Source organism: Rhodohalobacter sp. SW132 (assembly GCF_003390325.1).
Classification (GTDB): Bacteria; Bacteroidota; Rhodothermia; order Balneolales; family Balneolaceae; genus SW132.
The window spans coordinates 572,447-599,043 of sequence record NZ_QUOK01000001.1; the positions used below are offsets into that span (position 1 = coordinate 572,447).

Here is a 26,597-nt window from a genome sequence, read left to right on the forward strand (position 1 = left end):
GTATCTTAACTGTTTAGTCAACACTACATTTATCACTGCATGAGCAACCCCAAAGCGGAACCAGCTGCCCCATCAAAAAACGGAACTCCCGCACAAGAGCGGCCCATTGTTGTAAAAGGAGCACGTGTCCACAATCTCAAAAATATTGATGTTGAGATCCCTCGTAATAAATTAACCGTCATTACCGGCGTATCGGGTTCGGGTAAATCGAGCCTGGCATTTGATACGATCTACGCCGAAGGACAGCGCCGGTACGTGGAGAGCCTTTCGAGCTATGCACGTCAGTTCCTGGAGCGGATGGACAAGCCCGATGTGGACTACATGCACGGCATCTCGCCCGCCATGGCGATTCAACAGAAAACCACTTCCTCCAACCCGCGGTCAACAGTAGGAACCACCACCGAAATTTATGACTACGTCCGACTGCTTTTTGCACGGATCGGCAGAACCATATCCCCAAAATCCGGAAAAGAAGTTCAAAAAGATTCCACAAAAACCATCCTCAAAGAGCTTTATGAGCAGTTTGATGATGGAACGAAATTCTACGTTCTATTTCCGATCGATCTGCGCGAGGGGCGAAAAATAGAGGAACATCTCGCCGTTCTGAAAGAGAAAGGTCTCACGCGGATATTGAATGTGAAAGATGAATCCATGACCGATCTATCGCGTGATGAAGTGGATCCAAAAAGTATCAAACCGAAAACACACCGGGTGCTGATCGACCGGCTTGCGCTTAAGCAGGATGACGGTACCCGCAGCCGGATTGCAGATTCTCTTGAAACGGCCTTTCGTGAAGGAAGCGGGCGATGTTCCGTATTGATTCGCGGCGGAGAGGAACTGCCGTTCAGCGAGCGCTTTGAGCGCGACGGTATGGAGTTCCTGGAACCCTCACCACAGATGTTCTCCTTTAATAATCCATTTGGCGCATGTGATTCATGCGAAGGATTTGGAAAAGTATCCGGGATTGATGAAGACCTGGTGATTCCCGATCACGATAAATCACTACGCAATGGCGCCATCGCCCCGTTTGATTCGCCCAAATTCAGCAGCAACCTGAAGGATCTGATCAAAGTGGCGGCTAAGTACCAGCTGCCGATTGATGTTCCCTATAAAGATCTCGATAAGGAGACGAAGAAAATCATTTGGAACGGGAAAGATCAATACGTTGGAATCCGCGGGTTTTTTGAACAGGTGAAGAGTCAGTTTTATAAAGTTCACATGCGGGTTTTTTACTCACGCTATCGCGGATACAGCCGCTGCCCGGAGTGTGAAGGATATCGTGTGAGGAAAGATGCGCTCTACGTTATTGTAGGCGGACTCCATATCGGGGAAGTTACCGAAATGACGATCGGGCACGCCCGTGAGTTTTTTGATGATCTGAAGATCACCGATTTTGAGCAGGAAGTGGCAGGACAGATTTTATATGAGATCCGCAAGCGGCTGAAATACCTGGATGAAGTCGGGCTGGACTACCTGACGCTCGACCGGCTGACAAATACGCTCAGCGGCGGTGAATCGCAGCGTATCAGCCTGGCGAACTCACTCGGCAGCTCGCTTATCGGAAGTCTCTATGTGCTTGATGAACCGACCATCGGGCTTCATCCACGCGATAACGACCGGCTGATCAACATTCTGAAATCACTTCGTGATATCGGAAACACCGTTTTGGTGGTTGAGCACGATCCCGAGATGATGAAAGCCGCTGACAACATTATTGATATCGGACCATTTGCCGGTTCACACGGTGGCGAAGTTGTGTTTAGCGGATCGTATGAGAATCTATTGAAAGCCAAAACCCTGACCGGCAAATACCTGAGCGGACGGATGGAGATTCCGATTCCTGAGAAGCGCAGAAAAGGAAACGGAAAATCGATCTCTATTACCGGAGCAACCGAACACAACCTGAAGAGTATTGATGTGGATTTCCCGCTCGGGAAACTGATCTGTGTGACGGGTGTTTCAGGATCGGGTAAATCCACCCTGGTGCACGACACACTTTACGCACACATTCAGAAGCAGCTTGGCACATGGAAAGAGAAGGTTGGGCGAAACCGCGGAATTGACGGCGTTCGAAATGTTGAGGCTGTTGAGATGGTGGATCAAAGCCCGATCGGGCGTTCCACGCGTTCCAATCCTGCTACCTATACCAAGGCGTTTGATGGCATCCGTGATCTTTTTTCCAATACACGTCAGTCAAAGATCATGGGCTATACACCCGGTCACTTCTCCTTCAATGTGCCGGGCGGGCGATGTGAAAGCTGCCAGGGCGAGGGCGTTCAGAAAATTGAGATGCAGTTTATGGCTGACATCGAACTGGTGTGCGAGGAGTGCAGCGGCACACGCTTTAGGAAAGATATTCTGCAGGTAAAATACCGCGGACATAACATTCACGATGTGCTGGAGATGAGTGTGAGCGACGCGATTGAGTTTTTTGTGGATGAAACATCCATTATCAGTAAGCTGCAGCCACTTGAGGATGTTGGGCTTGGCTACCTGAAACTGGGTCAGAGTGCCACAACGCTATCCGGCGGGGAGGCACAGCGGGTGAAGCTGGCCAAATTCTTATCCAAAACGAACACCGATCAAACCCTCTACTTTTTTGATGAACCGACCACCGGCCTGCATTTTGAAGATATCTCCAAGCTGCTGAAATCGTTTAACGAACTTGTGAACCAGGGGCATTCGGTGATTATCATCGAACACAACCTGGATGTGATTAAAGCGGCCGACTGGCTGATCGATATCGGTCCTGAAGGCGGGTTCAGAGGCGGGCAGATTGTAGGTACCGGCACGCCTGAAGAGATTGCGGAAATTGAAGAGAGCCATACGGGACGTTTTTTGAGGGATGTTTTGGGTTAGGGGAAGGCAAATGAGAAATAAAACTGTACGGGTGGTGCTCGCAACGGCGCGAAGGCGCAGCTTGTAGATTGATGGATGTGACTTTATCTTCGCCATCGGGCTCGCGGCGGCGCAATGGCGCAGTGTTGGGGTGAGTGGGTATTCAATTCTGTTTTGATTAATGAAAGATTGATGTGCCTTTCATTAAATTACGTTCATTTTAGTACTTTAAATTAATTTGTAACAATCATCTTGCTAAAGCCTCTTGTAGTCAGGAGCATTCTATTAATCCGGCAGTCTTCTGCTCCGGGAGTGATGAACATGTGCCAGGTCGTTATGCCTTTTGGGGTGTTTCGGGTTGATTAAGCGCTTATCTCAAAATCGGTTCGGATTCTGCAAAAAAAGCTAACTGAAAAACCTTATTCAATTTATTATGATGAAAAAACTAACAACTGCTGTCCTATCGATCTTCGTGATCGTTTCATTCGGGCTTACACATCAAGTAAATGCGCAAAGTCCGATTGATTTTGGGGTCAAAGGCGGACTCAATTTTGCAACCTTATCCAGTGATGATGATGTGGACTCAAGGTCCGGATTTCATGCCGGACTCGTCCTGGACTTTTCCCTTCCCATGCTTCCTTTGGGAGTGGAATCGGGCCTTTACTATACGCAGAAAGGTGCGGAGTTTACAGAGGAAGGAATCACAATCACTGGAAAACTCGACTATATCGAAATTCCCGTTCTTGCTAAGATCAGTGTGGGCCCTCCGGGACCATTTAGTCCACATATAGTAGCAGGGCCATATGCTGCCTATAATATTAATTCTGAATTGGAAGCTTCCAGCGGATCCGCATCATTCTCTGAAGATTTTAGTAATGAGACAACCGATCTTGATTTTGGTGGTATCGTAGGAGTAGGTGCTGATTTCAATTTTGGAATCACCAAACTGAATGTATCTGCACGCTACAGTTTTGGGTTTTCAAACATCAACGACACTGAGTTTGAAGTAGACGACGAAAAAAACCGTGTCTTTATGATTTCTGCAGGAATCATGTTTTAAACTTCTCTCATATAAAGTGATAGGTTATTACTGCCGATAATAACCTATCTTTTTTATTGCAGTGCACTTCATTCTAAACCATGATCCCCCGACTCTTATACCTGAACTGGAAACTTTTCCTGGCTCGCTTAACACGGCTTCAGGCGGCGCTTTTTATCGGGTATACCCTTTTCCTGGTTGGCATGTTTATTAATATTCTTGGAACTGCGGTTGTGGTTATTTTTCTCGATTCCACCACCACTCAGCTTGAGATGGATCTCCCATGGCTTACGGCCGAGATGCATCATCTAATCTTACTTACATTTGCCAATGTTTTCTGGCTGATCCATTTTTCGTTCACGAACACCCGCCTCATCAACATCGAAGAGAACAGAAAGCTTCTCGCTTTCGGATATCCGTCCCGAAAACTGGCATGGCACCTCAACCTGATGAGCCTATATCACCCCGTGAATGTCATCTATAATTTCACATGGTTGGTTTTTCTGGGTCTGCAAATCCATTCCGGAATCAATATACCGCTGATGGTGGCCGCACTTCTGCTGAATTATGGTTTAATCTATTCCGTCAAACAACGTTTTCTCAGGCTGATGGAACAGAGGTTTCGGCTGATCATCGGCAGCGGACTGTTCATCTTTTTTGGAGTTATCCTCGCTGTAGCAATCATTTCACGCGATCCCGAAGCAATTCTGGGGCCGCTCGCTATTCAGCTTTCACAGGTGATGAACGTGCTTTATTGGCTCCCTGGCGGAATTCTCTATCAAACCGCAACCTATCCCTTTATTTTCACTGAAGCTGCTGCCATAATGCTTGCTGTTTTGGCTGCAACCTGGGTGATTTTTTTAGATCATTACCGGTTGACTCGCAGCGGTTTACAGAATCCATCGGCCAGAAAGAGCGGAAATCGTCAGTTCAGCTCATTGTGGGCGTTTCTTAAAAGATGGCTCGGTCCCAATGCCGGTAAATATTTATACTACGTGATCATTCACCCCTATAATAAACTTCAACTTGTAGCTATTCTGATCATCCCGCTTGTGTACATTCCGATCCTTCTGTTTATGGATTTTGGTGTGATCACACAGGTTTTGGTTCTCACAATGCTTGCGGCTATTCCGGTTGCGCTGCTTGCCATGGGAATGGCGAACATGTTCGGTTATGAACATCGCGAGATGCTGCTGCACCTTCAGTTTCCCGTTTCGCTGAAGCACCAGCTGCAAGAGCGATTTCTGGGCGTCATCACTCTGCCGATCATTATCTTCTTTGTGATTACGGTACTCGAAATTATCTATCTGCCGCAGCTCGGTACGGTTTACGGCATCTACATCGCCAATACCTTCTTTTTTCTCTGTTTTATGCTCTTTTTTATGTGGAGCTCCTTTTATCAATATCAAACCGCACAATACAGTACATTCAGTTATAAACACCCGATTGTGCCGCAGAAAGTTACATTTACAATTTCGCTGATGATATTTATTCTTGGCTATGCGGTTTTTATCCCGCTAGGAGACTGGCAAATTCACAGACTCTGGTTTATGGGTGCATTGATAGGAATTATCTGCGTATACCTGATGGCAAATATCGAACTGCTGGCCAACGCTTTTCGAAAAAAGATTCTGCTTCAACTTTGGAATGATTTTTAACCCGGCCGATGACCTATGCAAAACCGATCTTCAGATACCCGACATGCACTCCGCGTTACCGACCTCCGGAAAAGCTATGAAGGCGAACCGGTACTCCAGAACCTGAACCTTGATGTTCCGGCCGGTACCATCTTCGGGTTGATTGGTCCGAATGGCGCTGGAAAAAGCACCTTTATTGGTCTTTTAACCGGGCTTTTAGAACGAGATTCCGGAGATATTTTCATCAATGACCGTGAACTGACCCTAGACAACGAACTGGAAATTAAAAATGAGATCGCGTCTGTCCTTCAGCCGCCGCTCTTATTTGAAAATTTCACCAGTTACGAGTTTACCACCTATGTTTGTGAGATGTATGGAACGTCCGGGCCGGATCTTAATGATAAGATCAAATCGCTGTTTACCTATTTTGAGATCGAGGAATATCTCTATGTAAAAGTACGTCAGCTCTCCTCCGGAAGCCGAAAAAAACTGGCGTTCTGCACCGCCATTTTAACCGAACCGAAACTGCTTTTTCTGGATGAACCATTTGAAAGCGTGGATGTGATATCCATCGGTCGAATGAAAACCGTAATTCGAAAACTTAAGGATAAAGGGACCACCATTTTCATTACCAGCCACATCCTTGAGGTTGTCGAAAATTTGTGTGATGATATCGCCATACTGCACCAGGGAAAAATCCTCGCCTACCTCGACGCCAAATCACGACACGAACTTCAAAAAGACTCCAACCTTAACGAAATCTTCGAAAACTATATCGACATACACGATAAAGGAGATGAGTTGTTGAATTGGTTTTAGATAAGTCTCAGTTAGCTTTCCCGTTCGGTGAACCACGTACCGCGGTTCGCTGAACCGCTACTCAAATTTCAGCAAAAAGAGCAGAGTTAACTTAAGCCAAAACACCTTTTCCAGCCAACATCTTAAATCCATGTTGAAGGCATCCAAAAACCAGATGAATTCGTTGGTAGCAAAATTATGTATGAGTAAGTCTGTCTCCATTGCCAACTTTCAACCCTTCCGGTTCGGCGAACAGGCGTACGTACCGCGGTTCGCTGAACCGCTACTCACATTTTAGCAGAAAGAACAGAGTAACTTAAGCCAAAACACCTTTTCCACCCTACATCTCAATCCATTTTACAGGCATCCAAAAACCAGATGAGTTCGCTGGTGGCACGACGTTGAGTGAGTAAACTTGTCTCCATTGCCAGCCTTCAGCCATTCCCGGTTCGGCGAACCGGCGTATGTACCGCGGTTCGCTGAACCGCTACACAGATTTTAGCAGAAAGAGCAGAGTAACTTAAGCCAAAACACCTTTTCCACCCTACATCTCAATCCATTTTACAGGCATCCAAAAACCAGATGAGTTCGCTGGTGGCACGACTTTGAGTGAGTAAACTTGTCTCCATTGCCAGCCTTCAGCCATTCCCGGTTCGGCGAACCGGGGTACAAACGCTATTTGTATTGATTTAGGATCTCTTTGAGGCGTTCCCAGGATTTGTCTCTCGCTTCTTTGTTTTCGGGGGAAGCATCGGGGCTGTCACCACTGCGCATGTATGCGTGGCCGGCTCCGTCATAAATTTCATAATTGAATATCTTATCGAACTGATCCATCCGCTCTTCAGTTGCAGGGATTGTAGCATTTATCCGCTGATCGTTTTCCCCATAAAAGCCATAAATCGGAGCGTTGATATATTGATATACCTCTTCTTCATCCGGTGCGCTTCCGTAAAAAACGAGTGAAGCCTCAATGCCCTCGGTGTAGGTTGCAAAACGGAATGTTTGAGAACCGCCCCAGCAAAATCCGGCAACAATAACCTTCCCATTTGATGAGCTTAACATACCTGAGTAGTTCTGAACAGCAATCAGATCATTGATAATCTGATCAGGATCCAGCCGGTAGAGTGCATCACGGGCAGCATCTGAGTTTTCAAAATCGGAAGTGCGCGCATGATCCTCATCAAAACCTGAAAGCAGGTCCGGTGCGATAGCGATATATCCCGCTTCGGCTATTTGATCTGAAAAACTCCTCACCCAGTCCGTCAGTCCGCGGTTTTCGTGGATAACAATCACAACGGGTACATTTTCCGATACTTCCGGATAGGCTACAAAATTGTAGAGCGTGCGATCATTTATTCCCAGCTCAATCCACTCGTGATGACGGGGCGAGTTTTCGAGCTGCTGCACGGCAAAATCCTGGGCTAATGCTGTTTGAAACAGAAACAGGAAGCAGATTAAAACAGGGATGGTTTTCATATCAGAACTTTATTTTTTTATTCATGTCCCCAGGGCGCCGGCGGATTTTCTTCAAGAGGTTCAGTCAGGTCAAAATCTACGCGCCAGCTCCAGGTTGTATCGCGAATGGTGCCGTATGTGTAGCGCACTCCCGGCACGATTTCAATCCGCCAGCCGCGGAAATGCCCCATCTCTTCGCTTCTCTCGACCGACTGAAACTCCTGTCTCATCGCCGTTCCATCGCCAACAGAGTGGCCGCCGTACATCGTCAGGTCATCTTCGGTACCGTCCGGTTTTCGATGGTCGTGACGAATCTCAAGGCCGTCATCATGTCTCGTGTAAATCCATGTTCTGGACCGGTCCCAGTCGTTTTCATCTTCGAGCTCAATATGGAACGGGAGTTTTAGCTGATTTTCATCACATTCGCGGAAATGGACGATCAGCATTTCTGTTCCGGTCAGCATTTCATCGCCTTCCGGTTCTAGGGTCAATCCACCCGGATAGGCGTTGCCGCACTGTTCTGCCAGCTGATCAAAAAACAGATCGTAGGGTTTCGGTTCCGAATTGCACGCGGCAATAAATAATATCATCGAAAAAAGTAGAAAGGATCTATTCATACGTTTCAGAAGCTGTGTTAATTTTTTCCTGAACTAAAGTATCATAAAGAAACTCAATAATAAAACGATATTACGATAGCCCAGATATTGAAGAGTGATCGCAGATTATGCGGATGAATCAGCTGAGTTTCGCAGAGGGAAGATTCAGCATCAGCGAAAATCTGCGTGAATAACTGTAAGGTATTTATCTTTTTCAGATCGTATAAGTAAAACACCTATATATCAAAAAGAGAGGATACTATGCATGAAAATGATTTGAGCTACAGAATTCGAGGAGCTGCATTTACTGTTCACACCGAATTGGGTCCGGGGCTATTTGAATCTGTTTACGAAGTTGCGTTAGCGCATGAGTTACAAAAAGACGGATTGGATGTAAAAAGGCAGCTGGGCATTCCCGTACATTATGATGGTTTAAGGATGGATCAGGGATACCGCGCGGATCTTCTTGTGGTCGGAAAAGTAATCGTTGAAATAAAATCTGTAGAAACGTTACAGGATGTACATTACAAGCAGTTGCTCACCTATATTCGACTGGCCGATATACGTTTAGGTTTGCTGATGAACTTCAACTCTGTATCTCTTAAGGATTCCATTACCAGGATTGTAAATGACCTTTAAGGATAACTCGCAGATTACACAGATGAAACGCTGAGTTTCGCTAAGGGTAATCTCAACTCTGCGAAACTCAGCGGCATACTCGGCGAAAATCTGCGTGGTAACCAGCGTCAATCCAGGTGATCGGGAATATTATAATCCACTCCGTCTTCCCGGTAATCCAGCAGGTGTTCGGCAAAATAATCCCAGAGCATCCGTTCGAAGTAGCTGGAGTAACGGCCGAACCCATGGCGTGCTTCAGGGAAAATCATCATATCAAACCGCTTGCCTGCGCGAATCAGAGCATCTGCCATTCGATAGGTGTGAGCGGGGTGAACATTGTTGTCCATCTCCCCGTGAACCAGAAGCAATCTCCCCTGCAGATTATCAGCCAGTTCCTGGTTTGCAGGAATACGCGAACTGAACGTGGTTTTTTCCTCTTTCACCTCTTCACCATCCTCATTTTCCACGGTTACAGAGTCTGTCGATGCGGTTACGCCGTGATGAAATTCACTCCACCAGATGTTATAAACGTTATTGTCGTGATTTCCGGCAGATGAAACCGCTACTTTAAAAAATTCGGGGTAGGTCAGCAGTGCGGCCGTGCTCATAAATCCACCGCCGGAATGACCGTAAATTCCTACGCGGCTGAGGTCGATATAGTCACGGCGGGCACCGAGCTGTTCAATTCCGTAGCGGTTATCTGCCAGCGCGTAATCCCGCAGATTATCGTAACCATAGCTGTGATACCATTTTTCCCGCAACGGGCTTCCTCCACGGTTCCCCATCGCGATCACCACAAATCCAACTTGCGAAAGTGAGTGAGCTCTTGCTGCCGTTCCGCCTACCGAAAACCCTCTCGGATAGGGCTCAACCTGCGGACCCGGATAGACGTACGAAATGATCGGGTACGATTTAGAAGAATCAAAATCAGCCGGTTTCCACATCACACCGAACAGATCTGTGGTGCCATCTGCAGCTTTCACACTGAACTCTTCCGGCAGAGTGTAGCCGACCTCATACATTTTGGTGAGGTCCACCTCTTCAAGATCCATTATCGTCCGGCCCTGATTATCTCTCAACACAGCTTTTGTCGGCAGATCGGGACGTGAAAAGTTCTGCACAAAGTAATCCCGGGAATCACTCATACTCACGGAATGGTTTCCGTTTTCGGATGTGATGAGTTCCTGGCCTGATCCGTCAAATTCAACCTTGTAATAATGAGCATGGAACGGATTTCGATCTTCTTCCAGACCAAACCCTTCAAAATAGATGGTGCTCGCGGCCGTATCGATGGCAGCCACATCAGCTACCATAAAGTGTCCGTCCGTAATTCGGTTCACCAGGTTGCCTTCGCTGTCGTATCGATAAAGCTGTCCCCAGCCGGTGCGTTCGCTCCACCAGATGTACTCCTCGCCGTTGTTAATGACCCCAAGATAGGAGTTCATCACATTAAAATAGGGTTCACTTTTTTCCGACCATAACACTTCCGTTTCACCCGTTGTGGTATTGGCTTTTACGACGTCAATTTCATCCCACGTTCGGTTTCGCCGTAAAATCCACAGATAGTCCGATTCATCCGATGTATAAACTCCGCCGCCGCTGACGTAAACTCCGCCAAGGGACTGATCGGGCCATTTATCGGTATCGAGCCGGATTCCTTCGTGGGTTTCCATATCAAACACCATAATTTCATCCTGGTAATGATTTTCCTCACCCGGCAGATTGTATTTGTAGGTCTCCAGTTCCGGACGCTGCGCGATGGTGTTTATCACCCAAAGTTCATCCACATCGCGCCAGTCCTGACGCTTTACATACAGTTTTTGAGAATCTTCAAACCAGCTGGCACGGGATCGCAGTCTTTCTGTGGATGTTGTATCGCCGTGATCGGCCTGGTAGCTGTACCAGCGTTCCCCGTCGTTCGTCAGGCGGATTTCCGTACTATCCGGGTCATCGGCCTGCATCACATAGAGATCGTGCTCACGGGAAAATGCGATCCAGGTACTGTCGGGCGAGAAACTTTGCCAGCTCTCACTTTCATCCGGTTTCAGCGAATCACCCCGAACCAGCTCATCCCGGTCGATGTGATATTTGAATTCCAGGCTATCGATATGAAAGGTGAAAAAACCGCGATCGGTATCGTAATCAAATTCTTTGAGATCGAGGTCTTTTGCATTGAATCCCCGGCTGAACTCTTCAGAAAGCTGAGCGGCCATTTCATCCCGATCGAAAAGCGGGCGCCGGGTTTGGTTTCCTGCATCCACAAACTCCCATCGTTTCCCGTTTGTATCTTCCCATTCGTACCAGAAACGGTCTTCATCTTCAATCCAACGGGTACGCAAAAAAGTGTTGCCCGTCATTTTTTGCATTTGTTGAGAAGTAAACTGCTCGGCGAGTTCAAAGTTGGCGTCCTGGGCAATTGTATCAGATGAGAAGAGTGCAAATGTGATAAAAAGGGAGATTGAAATCGAAAGAGAGTAGCGTAAGATCATAAGACTGCGTAGTTACTTGTTTTAATAATCAGGATAATATCATAAAACATACGCACGGATGCACGGGCCTTTACAATATTTATCTCTCTCATAAAAAAACCGCCCTCATGTTAAAGGGCGGCTTTAAATAACGCGGTAATAAATAGTGACTACGTTTTATTAATCATCATCCTCAGGTTCTTCTTTTTCAATTGTGAGACTCAGATCTTTCAGATTGACTGCAGCTCTAAGCTCATTCCCATCCTGCAGCTCCAGTATGGTTGAGACGCTTTCACCATTTCCAATGTTTGACGCCAAAATTTGAACCTCCACAGTACCGCTGCTACTATTTGCAGGGATCACTACTTCATTATTTGAATTGAGGATTTCAAAATGCTGACCTTCTTCGGCATCTCCATCTTCAGAAACTGCAACACCAACTATACGGTCTGAACCGGTTTGTGCACCAATAAGCTGCACCTCCAGAGTTATCGTTACATTTTCTGACTGATCTGCTTCCAGCGTTGCCGTATAGGAAAGGGAGCTTGAGGATCGGTCTGGCGGAGCCCATTCTACCTGATTTACATCATCGAGATGAAATTGAGATGCGTGATCTTCAAAACAACCCCACAACAACAATGGAAGTGCGAGCAATATGAAAAGTTTGGAAATTGTTTGATATTTCATAGCTATTGTCAGTTTTAATTTTTTGATAATCTTGATTGAATTAATATCCGGGGTTCTGATCCAGATTAGGGTTATTATCTACCTCGGATTGGGAGATAATAGACAATAACCTGTAATCAGTATAGGGCACAGTTGTCGCACCCGCCTGTTTTGGAATATCCATCCCTCGACGCTTCAGATCAAACCATCTGTGACCTTCGAAATGAAGCTCACGACGTCTTTCAACCATGATCTCTTCAATGATCTCATCCTTGTCCGCAGACACAAATGGCGAGAGTCCCCGTGCTGTCTGAAGCTCTTCAAGATTGGAAAGAGCATCAGATAACTGATCGAGCTCGGCATGAGCTTCTGCCTTAATCAGATAGAGTTCGGGTAATCGGATAATCGGCACATTGTCATCAAACGGACCTGTAGAACATGCCCATTTCAAGGTATAAGGAAACCCATCCGAATGAACCGCAAAAAGATTCAACCGATAGTCATCCTCGTCAAATGTTTCCATCAGGTTTTCAGATATAGTAATGTCGAACCAGTGTGTTGGGTTGGTCCACGGACAAAGCCCAACATTTGACCCAAGGCTCTCTTCAACAGGATCTATATTGAGTTCCCAAAGAGATTCCGGGTTTGGAACACTATTGAATGGATTTGATTCGAAATCGGATACATCATCAAGAAGCTGAATACTTGTATTGGCAAGTGCTTCGTCAGCATATTCAATGGCTTCTTGCCAGTTTTCAAGGTAAAGGTGTACTCTTGCCATTAATGCATTTGCAGCAACATAATTGGCAAAATATACTCCCCGATCATCAGAGGATAGCAACTGAATTGCTTCATCAAGATCATCTACTACCTGCTGATATATAACGGTGTTACTTTCACGGCCTCTATAGTCAGCATCGTTCACATCACGAGTTGGTTCTGTGCGAAGAATGGCACTTTGCGTCCATCCATCAACTTCACGCCCAGGCTCATACCCGTACGTTCTTGCAAGGTCAAAGTAAGCAAGACCTCTTTGAAACAGGGCTTCGCCACGTAATCGGTCGCGTGTTGACTGTGGCACGTTTTCAACTTCTGAAGAACCTGCAATAACATAATTGGCCTCATTTATGGTAAGATATGCAGTGTTCCAAAAGGAGATGTGTGATCCCTGACTGTTCACTGCATAATTATCACCGCGACCGGATGTCGTCGGGTGCTGATCGGTATTATCTGCTAAAATATCCGGGGTGAGAACAAGTTCTCTGCCATAACGGAATTCGCTTTGCAATCGGTTGTAAACTGAGGTTAGAATCGCCTCAATTCCCTGGATATTCTCCTGTGCCGTTACCGGATCCACATTGGTGGTTGGACTGGTATCCAATAAACCGTCACAGCTCATAAACAACACCACGCCGAACAAAGCGATAGTAATTTTACTTGCTAATTTATACATAGTATTAAATTTAATTTTTTTAAAAATGATTTCTGAGATGGTTTAGAACCTGATTTCAGCCCCAAATTCTAATGAACGGGGTAATGGATATCGTGTCTGATTATGGGCGAATACCTCAGGATCGAGACCAGGGTAGTTTGTCCATGTAAGCAAGTTTTCCGCTCTCGCAAAAACTGAAAGTGAGCTCAGACTCATCCTTTGAACCAACCCTGCAGGTAAATTGTAGCTTACGTTAATGCTCTTCAACCTTATATATGAACCATCATACAGTCTTCTGTCAGAGAACAAGTTATGCCCTGTTCCTCCCGGGAAAGAAGACAAAGTGTATGGCTTTGGAATATCTGTAATGTCACCAGGTTGTTGCCAACGCCTGAACATATCAGGTGAAAGGTTACGACCTCTATGGGGAGCGAGATGGAAGTTGGAGTACTGTTCATCCAGAATACGGCTTCCGAATTCATACTGGAAGAAAATATCCATAGATACCGGGCCATAAGAAAACTGGTTACTCCAACCGCCATAATAGTCCGGTTCAATACTACCAGCGGTAAAGTAGTCACTGCCGCCAACTGAATAGGTTAGTTCCCCATCCGCGTCATAAAACAAAGCACGCCCATCTGCAGGGTTAACACCGGCATAATTACGTACCCACCACTGATGGCGCTGCTGGCCGACATAAATTCTGGAGGAGGTAATGTTCGGATCACTCATCCATTCCTGGTCTCCTTCAAGTGATAGAACTTCACTTCGGGGAAAAGTAATATTGAAATCGGATGACCATGAAAATTGTCCGTAACTCAGAACTACAGCTCCAAGCTCGATTTCAAGACCTTCGTTTCTTACAGATCCTACGTTTTCAGTGATACTGCTGAAGCCACTATCATTAGGCAGATTTCTGTTTAATAACAGGTTTTCATTATCGGTTCTGTAAGCACCAAAACTACCGTAAACCCGATCTTCAAACAGAGCAAAATCAACTGCGATATCGGTACTTCTTGCTTGCTCCCAGCCCAAATTGGCATTACCCAATTGAGAAGGTCTCAGGCCTGTACTGCCCATATATGTTCCGCCAGAACCAAAAAGCGCGAGGCTGGAAAAATCATCGATACCAGCATTTCCGGTAATTCCATAGCTGACACGAGGTTTCAATTGGTTAACCCAAGCGACATCCTGCAAAAAGCCTTCCCGTGCAGCATCCCACGCGAAAGCCATGGAGTAAAAGAGCCCCCACCGTGTATCAGAACCAAACCGGGAGTGTCCATCATACCTCAGATTAAAGCTGGCAAAATAGCGCTGGTCATAGTTGTACTGAAACCTTGAGAACGCTCCAGCTGTTTTATACTGTGTGGTACGTCCCGCAACAGCGGATGCAACACCAGCCAGATTTAATTGACCTAATAAAGGGTTTGGTATCATTTCACCTGTTGCTGAGTGAAACCGGTAATCGCGCACCCTGTACTCAGTGCCACCTACAACACTTATATTATGTACAGCCTGAAAGCTGGTAATGTAATCAGCAACAATGTTACCGCTGAAATTCTCATTCTCAGTTGTGCGCTCAAAAACAGACCCGCCATAGTTATTGTATCTTGGAATACTTGGATTATTATACCTGCGGTCCCGTGAGAGTCGAATATCGGTGTTAAATTGACCTCTGAAGGCGAGATTTTCATTAACATTGTATGTAGCAGCAAGGTTACCGATTAATTGGAATTCCCGGCCAATTCGTTCTTCTTCTCTAAGTACCTGCAGCATATTGTAGGTAATGGCAGGAATATCCTGATTATAGGTCCCGTCTTCATTGAAGATTGGGGTTGTAGGCCGGGTAGTAACCGCACCATGAAACGGACTATTGATAAAATTACCGCCGGTTTCACTTTGTCCAGTCATTGTTGAACGGGATAGATTAACATTGGAAGTAAAAGATAATCTATCTGATGCGTCGTGATCGATATTGACACGAAGGGTAGTTCGCTCATATGATGAACTTAAAATGGCTCCCTCTACATTATTATATCCACCGGAAACGAAAAAGCGAGTTGTTTCACTGCCACCTGCTGCAGAGAGATTATAGTTTGAATTTGTCCCGGTTCTCGTCATTGCATCAAACCAGTCGTAAGTACCCACTTCATCAGGATGTCCATATGTATTAATGGCACTTTGGCGTGCTGCTTCCGGATCATTTCCAAGATCTAAAGCCCGGTTTACAGCTGCTTCCTGCATAAATTCAACAAATTGAGGACCGGTCATGAGATCATATGTACTATTTAACTCTTGGGTGCCAAATCTTACATTTGCCGTGAACTGAGTAGCCCCCTGCTGTCCTCTTCTTGTGGTAATAAGAACTACACCATTGGCACCCTGAGCACCATATATAGCAGTTGCTTCAGCATCACGAAGAACATCGATAGATTCTATATCAGAGGGATTTAATCCTGACAATAATGCTGTATTGGTAGTGGCAATGTTAGAGCGAAAATAATCTTCGAGCGGAACGCCATCTACTATATAAAGAGGTGTATTACTGGAGTTGATCGAACCTGTACCGCGGATCAAAATTTCTGCCTGAGATCCGGGAGCACCACTCGAACCAACAAATTGCAACCCCGCTGAGCGTCCCTGAAGGGCTTGATCAGGTGTTTGAATAGCACGAGAAGTAATTTGATCAGCCCTGACCGAACTTATTGCACCGGTAACTTCGCGTCTTTGACGAATTCCATACCCGGTTACAACGAGTTCATCAAGCCCAATCTCTTCGGGTGATAGCTGGAGATCCAGCTGCAGCATTTCTCCGGAAGATACTGAAATTGACTGCTGGAGTTGATTATACCCGATAAAAGAAACTTGTATCGTGTAATCTCCGGGGTCTATTCCGGTAAGTTCGAATTCTCCATCGACATTTGTATTCGTACCCTGTTCGGTTTCCAGGATAAAAATTGTCGCTCCCACAAGGGATTCATTTGTGATTTCGTCCGATACCGTTCCCTGCAACCCGGTTTGTGCAGAAACTGCCAATGGGATTGACATGCAGAGTGCAATAAAAAGTGAGCAGAACCATCCTACTCTCGGTTTTTTAAATGTTGTATCTCTATTTATCATAGTTATCTACATTTAGTTGATTAGGTGAGGTTTTAATTCTGATTGAGCAATTGTGATTGTATTTATGAAAAGCGATAGCTTTACCACTTCGGTCAATGTAAGACAATTAAACTATTTGATCCAAGCTTAATTATTTGATTATTTTTGTAGGAGTAATGTCATATTAATTTCAAAAAATAAAGCTATTATTACGCTGATAGTTAAATTTTTAACAAATGAAAAGCTATGTATTCATTAAATTTTATTTGAGTTTGAACAACACGTATCGCCCCCTTTACCGTATAAAAGATCAACCATTAATTGGAAAATTAACTTCCAGAATACTTGTACGACTATATAGTTTAGAAGCTCAAAAATACGCCTCAACTAATTTAAACGAGCCTCGTGAAAACTATTAGAATAAAGTTATTCCAAAAGAACCTGGCATTTAGCTCACTTTCCAAATCAGGTTGGGTATCTTCTACAAGTCACATAATTACGCCTACATGTTTAAACTGGAAAAATCTGAATTTCAAATAATGGTTATGCTTGTAAGTGAAAGAAAAAGTGACCCAGATCGAATAGAGATTTCAAACCCTTTAATTAACGCAGAAATATGGATGAAATAGTTATATATAACTGATGAATTCTCAGGTAAAACATCAGTCATGCCTGATGGATATCTGGCTCAAAAAAATATTCTTAAACTAAAAATACCATTTATGAAAAAGTTGATACTGTTCGCAGTACTTTTTGCCATTCCATTTACTGCTTTATCTTTGCAAATGGAAACAAAAACGGATGACTATCGGGTAGCGGTTGTCCGCTTTTCTCATGAAACCTGCACCTTCTGTCCCGGGGGAGATCCGGGCATTGAAGACTGGACCCATCGCGGAGAGCCGGCCGTTGGGGAAGAGGTATTCGGTATGAGTGGATATATGCGCGGATTTGTTTCCCAGTCTGAAGAATTTGGGGATATCAACCTGATTGGCCTTTCAACCCCAAGAGGTGTTTTTGGCGGAACGTCCAGAAGCTGGAACCAGGAAGAGGCGTTCGACCACTTTGTAAATCTCATGCTGGAAGACCTGAAAGAAGCGATGCCGGTGGATGGGGTTTACCTGTCACTTCACGGAGCCATGGCTGTAAGAAATATCGAACGTCCCGAGGCAGAAATTGCGAAACGGTTTCGAGAGGTAGTTGGCCCCGATGTACCGATTGTAGGAACATTTGATCTGCACGGAAATGAAGATGAAGAATTCCTTAAGTGGGCAGACGGTGCTTTTGTGACCAAGCGCTTTCCGCACTATGATGCCTTTCGCCAGGGCCAAAGAGCTTCCCGCTATCTTCGAAGTGTAATGAGAGGCACCTATGAGCCAACAACAGCATCACGCCGCCCGCCAATTCTGACAGCAACCGTACTGCAATGGACGGGTCAGTCGCCGATTATGGATGTAATGGAACGTGCCCGCCGCTGGGAAGATCGCGAGCCGGGTGCATATGTAAATGTATTTTTAGGGTTCCCATGGTCGGATGCACCAACAGTTGGGACCAGTATCCATGTGATGACTAACAACGACCAGGAACTGGCCGATGAGATCGCCACCGATATGGCAGAGTTTATCTGGCGGGTTCGCAGCGACTGGGCTCATGGAGAATATCCCATGCCTGAAGAAGCTGTTCGGCTAACCCGTCAAGCCATTGCTGCAGGAGAAACACCTGTAGTATTGGCCGACTATTGGGATCGGCCCGGGGATGCTACCTGGACTCTTCAGGAATTGATTAACCAGAGCGTGAGTAATGTTCTTATATCTGCCCTGACAGATCAGCCCGCACTCGATTATATCTGGGAAGAAGACCTTCAGCCGGGCGATGCGTTCGACCGTGAAGTTGGGGGGTACACCGGGGAGCAGGCAGGCTCACCCGTTCGCATTCAGGGTGAACTTGTCTGGAGGGGTTCCCGGTGGGGATATGACCGGACAGCTGCCATTTCATTCGGTGATGGAAATATGCTTCTTCTTGCCCCAGGTTATCAGCAAAACAGCACACTCGCCAGTTCAAGGGTGGGCCCTGTTGATCCGTACGATTACGATGTGTATGTACTCAAAACGAGGGTGCATTTCCGCAGAGGGTATGATGAAACCGGGTATGCAAAAACCATCCACATCGTGGATGCACCGGGCGATTGGTTCGGAACCATCCGGCTGGAGGCTCTCGACTATCAAAATGTAAATATCGAGGAATTTTATCCCTTTGGAAATCCTGAATACGATCCTGCTGAAAAGTAAAATTTAAAGTCCCCCTTTGAAGGGGGAGAGTGAACGAAGTGAGCAGGGGGATGACGGTGATGAGTGTTGTTTTGATTCAAATAAATTATTTAAGCATGAAATACACTTCTTTTCATCCCCCATTGCCCCCTTCGAAGGGGGACACTCCTTAAATCAGCTCTTAACTCGAACTCACGTTATTTAACCATTACACTCAAACTCTTATGAAAACCCAAACATCTCTTTTAAGTAGTGCCATTTTTGCTGCCATTTTATTCGTCTCATGCACATCAACAGAAACATCAGAAATGGCTTTCCCGGGGTCAGAATGGGAATGGATGTCTGATGTAACAGAATATGGCTGGTCGGAAGAAGGTTTACAGGCCGCCCGCGATTTGACCGACGAGCTTCATACATCGGCCGTAATGATAGTCCACAAAGGCAAAGTTGTGGATGCCTGGGGTGATCTTGACTACAAACATCGATGCCATTCCATCCGTAAAAGTTTCCTGAGTGCTCTCTATGGTATACATATTGAAAACGGAACTATAAGCAGGGATGCGACTATTGAAGATCTGGGTATTGATGACAATGAAGGCTTGTCCGATCTTGAAAAGCAGGCAACTGTTCAGATGATACTGCAGGCCCGTTCAGGAGTCTACCATCCTGCACTTTTTGAAACGGCAGCAATGACTGCGGCCAAACCAGATCGCCATTCTGCTGCGCCTGGTGAGCAGTATCACTACAACAACTGGGATTTTAATGTCGCGGGGACTATTTATGAGCAGGAAACAGGTGAAGCAATTCACCAGTCATTTATGGATCGTATAGCAATGCCAATTGGAATGCAGGACTATGCCCCTGAAGATGGGCGCTATGTAACTGGTGAGGAATCTCGGCATGCAGCCTATCCGTTTGTGATGAGCACACGAGATATGGCACGTTTTGGCCACCTTTTTTTAAATTATGGTTTATGGGATGGAGAATATGTTTTACCGGAGGGCTGGGTTGAAGAAAGCACTGCTGTGCACTCTGCCCTGGAAGAAGAACGGACCGATCGAGGAGGCTACGGCTACATGTGGTGGGTTGAAGTAGATGGCCGGCATTTTGGCAGTGTGGATCGGGTACCGGAAGGAACCTACACCGGGCGAGGTGCCAGAGGGCATGTACTTGCAGTAGTACCAAAACTTGACCTTGTTTTCGTTCACAGAACCAATACGGCAGTTTCAGGTCAGCGAACTACCTATGATGACATCGGCAGGGTTTTTGAACTTGTTGTTGATGCCCTCGAAACATCCAATTAAACCGAATTACTAAATATATGTATAAGCTTTCAACAATCACTTCCTTCCTGATTTTCCTCTTTATATCAATGAGTGTACATCAGAGCTTTTCCCAGAACCTGGTGATTGCAGGAGGAGGAGGCCTTTCTGATGAAATTCGTCTCCATCTCCTGTCCCTTAGTGAAAAGGAACAGCCAAATGTACTGATTATTCCACATGCCACTGCTGAGGACAACTGGACTGCCCGCGGTGAACAGCAAACGGAAGTGTTCAACACATTAGGAGCTGAACATGTTTCGGTTTTGGAGCTGGATAACCGGGAAGAAGCGATAAGGCTGATTGAAAGGAGTGACGTGATCTGGATGCCGGGCGGAAGCCAGCAGCGGCTGATGAACGCATTGGTTGAAGCCGGTGTGGCCGATGCCGTGAGGCAGCATGTGGCATCGGGGATCCCAACGGGAGGAACCAGTGCCGGTGCGGCAATAATGAGTAAAACGATGATCGCCAACAGCGAGCGTGATGAGGAGACAGGGGCTCTCTTGCCAGTGATGTCGGAAGGGCTGGGATTTTGGGAAGAGGTGATCATCGATCAGCACTTTTCAGAACGAAACCGTCTCGAACGCCTGGAGTATGCTGTTGAAAACCATCCCGGGTATGTTGGGATCGGTATTGATGAAGGCACTGCTGTTGTGTTTGATGGAAGCCAATTTAAGGTGATTGGAGAAGGCACGGTTACGGTGGTTTCCAATACAGGCAGCAGTGTTGATGTCAGGGTTTTAGATAGCGGAGTAACGGTCAATACGGAAGGTTTTTCAGGGCTTCAAAAACCATTCAAAGATGAAGTTTTTGCTTTGGCCGACAAAGAGATAGTTCAGCAGGCATTCCGTTTTATAAAAGAGTATGACGATCAAACTGTGGCCAACCAGATTCACATCACGGAAATACCTGCACCCCCTTTTTCGGAAGAACGTCGTGCGGCAAGGTATGCGGAAATGATGCGTGAATTTGGCCTTACTGATGTAACCATTGATGAAGAGGGTAACGCCCTTGGCAGGCGCCCGGGCCGATCGGGTGACCGAACCATCGTCTTTTCTGCCCATCTCGATACTGTTTTCCCTGAGGAGACCGATGTGACCGTAACCGTTCGCAACGATACACTTTTTGCGCCTGGAATTTCCGACGATGGAAGGGGGCTTACTACGCTGCTCACTGTGCTAAAAACCATGGAAGAACTGGGTATCGAAACCGAAGATGATATCCTCTTTGTCGGTACAGTGGGCGAAGAGGGTCTCGGTGATCTGAGAGGTGTGAAATACCTGTTCAGGGAAGACGGCCCTCAAATTGATGCGTTTATTTCTGTGGATGGAAGCCACGGCACGCGAATTGTTAACCAGGCCCTCGGGTCGTACCGGTATCGGGTTACCTTTAATGGCACCGGCGGACACTCCTGGGGTGCTTTTGGCACTGCAAATCCGGCGCATGCCCTCGGTCGTGCCATACATCATTTTGATGAAATGGCATCCGAATATGTAGCTGAGGGTCCGCGCACAAGCTATAATGTGGGCCGGATCGGGGGAGGGACTTCCGTCAACTCCGTACCGTTTTCAAACTGGATGGAGGTGGATATGCGCTCGGTTGATCAGGCCCGGCTGTATGATATGGATGAAATTCTTAAAACAGCGGTTCAGCGTGGAGTTGATGAAGCCAATGAAGTTCGTACCCGGGGTGGTGAGTTGTCTGCTGATCTGGATATGATCGGAAAGAGGCCTTCGGGAGATATTGCCCCGTCTGTTCCATTTATCCAGAGAGCCAAAGCAGCAACCGTCTATTTTGGTGATGACTATGTATTACGCCGCTCTTCAACCGATTCGAATGTATCGATTTCTTTGGGAATCCCATCCATGACACTTGGCGGAGGTGGCAGCAGCGGTGGCGCTCACTCCCTTGATGAATGGTGGTACAATAATGAAGGACACAAAGGTATTCAAAGAGCCTTTTTGATTCTACTATCTGAAGTGAAATTGGCTGAATAATAAGATCATTTATGTGGGTAATAAATGAGTTACAGATACGATAAATAGGTTTTCCGCTAATTCTCTAAGGTCTGGTAATACAAAAAAAGTCCCTGAAACTAAATAATGATATCAGAACTGATTCTACTTTATGATATATATTTTTTCAAATAACCGAATGTATTTTAACTACTTTCTGAGAGTTTGAAAATGGAATTGCGTTAATTGTTTCTTTTTAAAACTACTTCCATTCACTTTCATTGGTTACAGAATACCGTCCTGATAAAGGATGAATCCCAGTTATAATTATCAACTTATTACTATAACAGATCATTGAAGAAATCCCGGCTTACATCCTACCTAAAATTCCTGCGCTTGCTTGCAATCGCTTTATGTTCAGGACTAGTTTTGACAGGAATTCTCTATTCAAACATACATGCCAAAACAGACCAATCAGAAAATAACACCGTTTATGATGAACCATTCGATATCCTCATCAAAAACGGACGAATCTTAGATGGCACTGGCAATCCCTGGTATTATGCTGATATCGGGATTAATGAAGACCGTATTGTTTGGGTTGGAAAGTCAGATGATGTAACAGCCAATGTAACTCTCGATGCAGAAGGACTTTACGTATCCCCCGGTTTTATTGATGTTCATTCACACGCAGGGTCCGGACTGGCATCGGAATCACTTAGCCATGGTCAGCCACTCCTTGCACAGGGTATTACTTCAGTGGTCGTCAATCCGGACGGCGGCGGAAGTATCGACATTGCAGGTCAGCGGGAAAGCCTTGAAGAACACGGTATCGGGGTGAATGTGATGCAGCTTGTACCCCACGGGACAATTCGGAGAGAAGTGATTGGCAATGATAATCGCCAGCCAACCGAACAAGAGCTTGAAGAGATGAAATCGATCGTGAAAAAAGGAATGCAGGAAGGAGCATTCGGACTTTCAAGCGGGCTTTTTTACACTCCGGGAGCCTACGCGGAGACCGAAGAGGTAATTGAGCTGGCAAAAGTTGCGGCACAATATAATGGCGTATACAGCAGCCATATTCGGGATGAATCGGATTATGATGTGGGGCTTATTGCGTCGGTTGATGAAGTAATTCGCATTGCTGAAGAGGCCAAACTTCCCGGGATTGTTTCTCATATAAAAGCGCTGGGGACCGGGGTCTGGGGATATTCATCGGCTGTGATTAATCGAATAGATCGTGCGCGCGATGAAGGAATTGAAGTTTTTGCTGATCAGTATCCATACCCGGCTTCATCTACAAATCTTACGGCTGTGCTGATACCGGCCTGGGCGCGTGAAGGCGGACGAGCAGACATGCTCCAGCGGCTGGATGACCCGGAGTTGCTGGAGGAAATAAAAACGGAGATGGTGGCGAACCTGGAACGCCGGGGCGGTGCGGAAAGCATTCAGATTGCTGACTATTCTGCCGATGTTGATCAGGAAGGAAAAAGATTGAGTGAAATCGCCGCGCAGATGGACGAAGATGCAATTGATGCCGCCATCAGTTTGATCAAAGTTCAGAACCCAAGAATTGTATCGTTTAATATGCTTGATGAAGATGTAAACCGATTTATGCAGCAGTCCTGGACGATGACAAGCTCCGACGGCGGCCTGGTTGAAATGGGGGAAGGCGTTGTCCATCCACGGAATTATGGTTCATTCCCACGAAAAATCCATCACTATGTTCAAAACGAAAATGTCATCGAACTGTCGTTTGCAATCCGAAGTATGACCAGCCTGCCGGCATCCGTATTTGGCCTTTACGATCGCGGGTTACTCAGGGCCGGTCAGATTGCGGATATCACCATTTTTAACCCCGAAACAGTCCGGGATCTTGCCACCTACAGCGATCCCCATCAGCTTTCTGAAGGTGTGGAGCATGTGCTGATCAATGGAAAGTTTGCGGTAAAAAATGGGGAATTCCAGAATGAACTCACCGGCAGGGTACTTTTTAATCAAAGAGATTGATCCTTTTCACTTCAGTAAAATTATTTCAGCACAAAATTATGCGATACCTCATACTGCTCACTTTTATCACTTTTTCCTTTTACTCCTGCGGCTCGGCCGAACCGGCAACGGAACCGGCTGAAAATGTTATAGAAACCAGGGTATCGAATAATGATCTTTCTGAACGGGTTGTTGTCCGCCGCGCTCAACACGGCGTACCTCATATTTATGCAAATGATATCGAAGCAGCCGGTTATGCGATGGGATATCTGCAGCTGGAAGATTACGGTGAGCAAGTTGCCGAACTGCTGCTGAAAGCGAGGGGAGAATGGGCAAAATACAACGAATTGTCCGGGCCGGAACGCACGAGTGCCATCAACAACGATGCCGTAAACCGCCTGGAATATCGCCGTGCTGTTGAAACGTGGCAGAAGCTTGAACCCGACACTCGCAAGATGCTCAGCGGATTTGCAAAGGGTGTTAACCGCTACATTGAACTTCACCCGGATGAGTTTGACGATTGGGTGGAACCGCACTACACCGGCTATGATGTCCATGCCCGCGATATCGTCTCTCCGAGCGGAGGATCGATCCGGAGGTTTCTTGCAGCCCATGAACGCAGAATGCGGGATGAAGATCGCAATGAATCGATCGGATCAGCAGAACAACAAAATTTTTATGAAAATCAAACCGTTTGGGCGAGTGTAGCGTCTGAAACAGAAGAGCCACATCACGACGCTGGTTCCAACGTCTGGGCTTTCTCCCCGGAGCGGACCACATCCGGAAATGCCATTCTTATGCGAAATCCGCATCTTTCATGGGATGCCGGCTACTACGAGGCAAGGATCCACATCCCGGGAAAACTGGATTTCTATGGCGATTTCAGGATTGGCCGAGCGCTCGGAATCATCGGCGGTTTTAATGAACGCCTGGGCTGGTCAACCACCAACAACAATCCGGATCTGGATGAAATCTACGCCTTCGAAGCTGACCCTGACCGCCCGGACCATTTCTTGCTGGATGGGGCTTCCATCCCGCTTACCCATGAATCTTTGCGAATTGAATTTAAACACGGCAGCGCACTCGGAACGGAAACCCGCGAGTTCTGGAGTACACCATTCGGACCGGTTATCCATCGCGGGGAAGGAAATATCTACATCATAAAATCTGCAGGTGATGGCGAATTCAGAACCGGAGAGCAGTTTTTTAAAATGATGAAATCTCAATCACTGGAAGAGTGGAAATCGGCGATGCAGATTCGGGCACGGATTTCATCAAACCTGACCTATGCAGATGCAGACGGAAATATATTTTATGTATGGAATGCCTCCCTGCCTGTCCGTCCCCATGAATCGGGAAATGATACAACCGCTATTTCAGTCACTCAGTCAGACGAAATGTGGCAGGATATTATTGATTGGGATGATCTGCCTCAGCTTTTGAATCCCGAAGGCGGCTACCTTAGAAACGAAAATGACACCTTCCACTTTACCAACCTGCACGAAATCCTTCACCCCGACGATTTTTCTGATGATTTTCCAGAGCCGCAATTCAGGCTCCGAAGCCAGCTCTCACACGAACTGATTCATAACAATCAAACCTTTTCCCTCGAAGATGTTGTGGAACTGAAACACAGTATGCGCATGCTGATGGCTGATCGTGTGCTGGAAGATTTGATTGATGCCGTCGAGAATACAGATCCACACGGCGAAATTGCCGACGCCCTGCAACTGATGAAAAATTGGGATAGTACCGTTGCCCGGGAAAGCCGCGGCGGCGTCCTGTTCAAAACCTGGTGGAGCCGGTATGTCTCCACTGCTGATACCATTCGTACAGATAGTTCTCCCGCTTCGGTTGGCTACTCTGCCGATGCCGAAAAGCTATTCCGTCAGCCCTGGTCATTCGAAAATCCTGAAACAACCCCTAACGGTCTTGCTGATTTCGATCGTGCTGCAGAAGCGTTTGAATGGGCTGTAGAAGAGGCAAAAGAAAGGTATGGTCACTGGAACCTCCCGTGGGGTGATGTTCATCGTGCAGTAATCGGGGATACAGATGTTGCCGTAGGCGGGTGTACCGGCCTTCTCGGGTGTTACCGCGTGCTTTGGTTTACGGATCATCGTGATGATGATAAAAAATATGAAGTCCGCGGCGGTGACGGTTGGGTATCTGCGGTAGAATTTGGTGAAACTCCCCGGGCATATACGATCCTTGCTTATGGACAAAGTTCTAAAGAAGATTCTCCGTTCTATAACGATCAGCTAACGCTATTCGCAAACAATGAAATGACACCTGCCGCCTTTTCCCTGCAAGAGGTAGAAAGTCAGCTGATCCGTGAATACCGGCCGGGAGCTGATCATTAACAAACCGCTGTAAATGGTAAATTTCGTATCCGGAATTTTAACCCGTATCTTTTGTGTTAAGCTA

16 protein-coding genes are annotated in these 26,597 nt (G+C 46.3%); 10 read left to right on the forward strand and 6 right to left on the reverse strand.

Annotated features, from left to right (window positions below; genetic code table 11):
- Positions 1 to 39 precede the first annotated feature (39 nt).
- The 4 genes from uvrA to DYD21_RS02480 all read left to right on the forward strand — a co-directional run bounded on the left by uvrA (position 40) and on the right by DYD21_RS02480 (position 6,333).
- Entirely contained in the window at positions 40 to 2,859 is a 2,820-nt protein-coding gene (gene uvrA, locus DYD21_RS02465) for an excinuclease ABC subunit UvrA (protein ID WP_116031748.1), read from the forward strand.
- A gap of 412 nt (positions 2,860 to 3,271) precedes the next feature.
- Positions 3,272 to 3,898 carry a porin family protein gene (locus DYD21_RS02470; protein WP_116031751.1) on the forward strand — a complete coding sequence of 209 codons (627 nt, stop codon included), beginning with the start codon at positions 3,272 to 3,274 and terminating at the stop codon, positions 3,896 to 3,898.
- A gap of 80 nt (positions 3,899 to 3,978) precedes the next feature.
- On the forward strand, positions 3,979 to 5,535 hold the full coding sequence (locus DYD21_RS02475; RefSeq protein ID WP_233505464.1) for a hypothetical protein: 1,557 nt from the start codon (positions 3,979 to 3,981) through the stop codon (positions 5,533 to 5,535).
- A gap of 15 nt (positions 5,536 to 5,550) precedes the next feature.
- Positions 5,551 to 6,333, forward strand: a complete 783-nt coding sequence (locus tag DYD21_RS02480) for an ABC transporter ATP-binding protein (protein WP_116031755.1) — start codon at positions 5,551 to 5,553, stop codon at positions 6,331 to 6,333.
- A 654-nt stretch (positions 6,334 to 6,987) separates the two neighbouring features.
- On the opposite strand, the gene DYD21_RS02485 is transcribed toward DYD21_RS02480, so the two are convergent.
- Entirely contained in the window at positions 6,988 to 7,788 is an 801-nt protein-coding gene (locus tag DYD21_RS02485; protein WP_116031758.1) for a dienelactone hydrolase family protein, read from the reverse strand.
- 17 nt (positions 7,789 to 7,805) lie between these two features.
- The gene (locus tag DYD21_RS02490; protein WP_147303473.1) at positions 7,806 to 8,384 is read right to left on the reverse strand and encodes a hypothetical protein; all 579 of its coding nucleotides are present in this window, start codon (positions 8,382 to 8,384) and stop codon (positions 7,806 to 7,808) included.
- A 240-nt stretch (positions 8,385 to 8,624) separates the two neighbouring features.
- On the opposite strand from DYD21_RS02490, the gene DYD21_RS02495 reads away from it, so the two are divergent.
- Entirely contained in the window at positions 8,625 to 9,002 is a 378-nt protein-coding gene (locus DYD21_RS02495; protein ID WP_116031765.1) for a GxxExxY protein, read from the forward strand.
- Positions 9,003 to 9,109: 107 nt separating this feature from the next.
- Here the strand turns inward: DYD21_RS02495 and DYD21_RS02500 are convergent, their stop codons facing one another.
- The 4 genes from DYD21_RS02500 to DYD21_RS02515 all read right to left on the reverse strand — a co-directional run bounded on the left by DYD21_RS02500 (position 9,110) and on the right by DYD21_RS02515 (position 16,667).
- A complete protein-coding gene (locus tag DYD21_RS02500) occupies positions 9,110 to 11,470 on the reverse strand; it encodes a DPP IV N-terminal domain-containing protein (RefSeq protein WP_116031769.1) in 2,361 nt (786 codons plus the stop codon).
- 159 nt (positions 11,471 to 11,629) lie between these two features.
- Positions 11,630 to 12,136, reverse strand: a complete 507-nt coding sequence (locus tag DYD21_RS02505; RefSeq protein WP_116031772.1) for a DUF4843 domain-containing protein — start codon at positions 12,134 to 12,136, stop codon at positions 11,630 to 11,632.
- Positions 12,137 to 12,176: 40 nt separating this feature from the next.
- Complete coding sequence (locus tag DYD21_RS02510) at positions 12,177 to 13,568, reverse strand: RagB/SusD family nutrient uptake outer membrane protein (protein ID WP_116031776.1); 1,392 nt, start codon at positions 13,566 to 13,568, stop codon at positions 12,177 to 12,179.
- 42 nt (positions 13,569 to 13,610) lie between these two features.
- Positions 13,611 to 16,667 (reverse strand): TonB-dependent receptor, encoded by a 3,057-nt coding sequence (locus tag DYD21_RS02515; RefSeq protein WP_116031780.1) that lies wholly within the window; start codon positions 16,665 to 16,667, stop codon positions 13,611 to 13,613.
- 701 nt (positions 16,668 to 17,368) lie between these two features.
- On the opposite strand from DYD21_RS02515, the gene DYD21_RS02520 reads away from it, so the two are divergent.
- From DYD21_RS02520 to DYD21_RS02540, 5 genes are all read left to right on the forward strand, one after another.
- Positions 17,369 to 18,931 carry a M81 family metallopeptidase gene (locus DYD21_RS02520; protein WP_158551384.1) on the forward strand — a complete coding sequence of 521 codons (1,563 nt, stop codon included), beginning with the start codon at positions 17,369 to 17,371 and terminating at the stop codon, positions 18,929 to 18,931.
- A gap of 203 nt (positions 18,932 to 19,134) precedes the next feature.
- Positions 19,135 to 20,214, forward strand: a complete 1,080-nt coding sequence (locus DYD21_RS02525) for a serine hydrolase (protein WP_199535449.1) — start codon at positions 19,135 to 19,137, stop codon at positions 20,212 to 20,214.
- Between the two features lie 17 nt (positions 20,215 to 20,231).
- The gene (locus DYD21_RS02530) at positions 20,232 to 22,226 is read left to right on the forward strand and encodes a cyanophycinase (RefSeq protein WP_116031787.1); all 1,995 of its coding nucleotides are present in this window, start codon (positions 20,232 to 20,234) and stop codon (positions 22,224 to 22,226) included.
- Positions 22,227 to 22,613: 387 nt separating this feature from the next.
- On the forward strand, positions 22,614 to 24,194 hold the full coding sequence (locus DYD21_RS02535) for an amidohydrolase family protein (protein ID WP_158551385.1): 1,581 nt from the start codon (positions 22,614 to 22,616) through the stop codon (positions 24,192 to 24,194).
- Between the two features lie 38 nt (positions 24,195 to 24,232).
- Positions 24,233 to 26,533, forward strand: coding sequence for a penicillin acylase family protein (locus DYD21_RS02540; RefSeq protein ID WP_147303474.1), 2,301 nt, complete (start codon positions 24,233 to 24,235; stop codon positions 26,531 to 26,533).
- The last annotated feature ends 64 nt before the right edge of the window (positions 26,534 to 26,597 follow it).

Coding starts and splice junctions, on each gene's coding strand:
- uvrA (WP_116031748.1), top strand. CDS start 40: ATGAGCAACCCCAAAGCGGAACCAGCTGCCCCATCAAAAAACGGAACT.
- DYD21_RS02470 (WP_116031751.1), top strand. CDS start 3,272: ATGATGAAAAAACTAACAACTGCTGTCCTATCGATCTTCGTGATCGTT.
- DYD21_RS02475 (WP_233505464.1), top strand. CDS start 3,979: ATGATCCCCCGACTCTTATACCTGAACTGGAAACTTTTCCTGGCTCGC.
- DYD21_RS02480 (WP_116031755.1), top strand. CDS start 5,551: ATGCAAAACCGATCTTCAGATACCCGACATGCACTCCGCGTTACCGAC.
- DYD21_RS02485 (WP_116031758.1), bottom strand. CDS start 7,788: ATGAAAACCATCCCTGTTTTAATCTGCTTCCTGTTTCTGTTTCAAACA.
- DYD21_RS02490 (WP_147303473.1), bottom strand. CDS start 8,384: ATGAATAGATCCTTTCTACTTTTTTCGATGATATTATTTATTGCCGCG.
- DYD21_RS02495 (WP_116031765.1), top strand. CDS start 8,625: ATGCATGAAAATGATTTGAGCTACAGAATTCGAGGAGCTGCATTTACT.
- DYD21_RS02500 (WP_116031769.1), bottom strand. CDS start 11,470: ATGATCTTACGCTACTCTCTTTCGATTTCAATCTCCCTTTTTATCACA.
- DYD21_RS02505 (WP_116031772.1), bottom strand. CDS start 12,136: ATGAAATATCAAACAATTTCCAAACTTTTCATATTGCTCGCACTTCCA.
- DYD21_RS02510 (WP_116031776.1), bottom strand. CDS start 13,568: ATGTATAAATTAGCAAGTAAAATTACTATCGCTTTGTTCGGCGTGGTG.
- DYD21_RS02515 (WP_116031780.1), bottom strand. CDS start 16,667: ATGATAAATAGAGATACAACATTTAAAAAACCGAGAGTAGGATGGTTC.
- DYD21_RS02520 (WP_158551384.1), top strand. CDS start 17,369: ATGAAAAAGTTGATACTGTTCGCAGTACTTTTTGCCATTCCATTTACT.
- DYD21_RS02525 (WP_199535449.1), top strand. CDS start 19,135: ATGAAAACCCAAACATCTCTTTTAAGTAGTGCCATTTTTGCTGCCATT.
- DYD21_RS02530 (WP_116031787.1), top strand. CDS start 20,232: ATGTATAAGCTTTCAACAATCACTTCCTTCCTGATTTTCCTCTTTATA.
- DYD21_RS02540 (WP_147303474.1), top strand. CDS start 24,233: ATGCGATACCTCATACTGCTCACTTTTATCACTTTTTCCTTTTACTCC.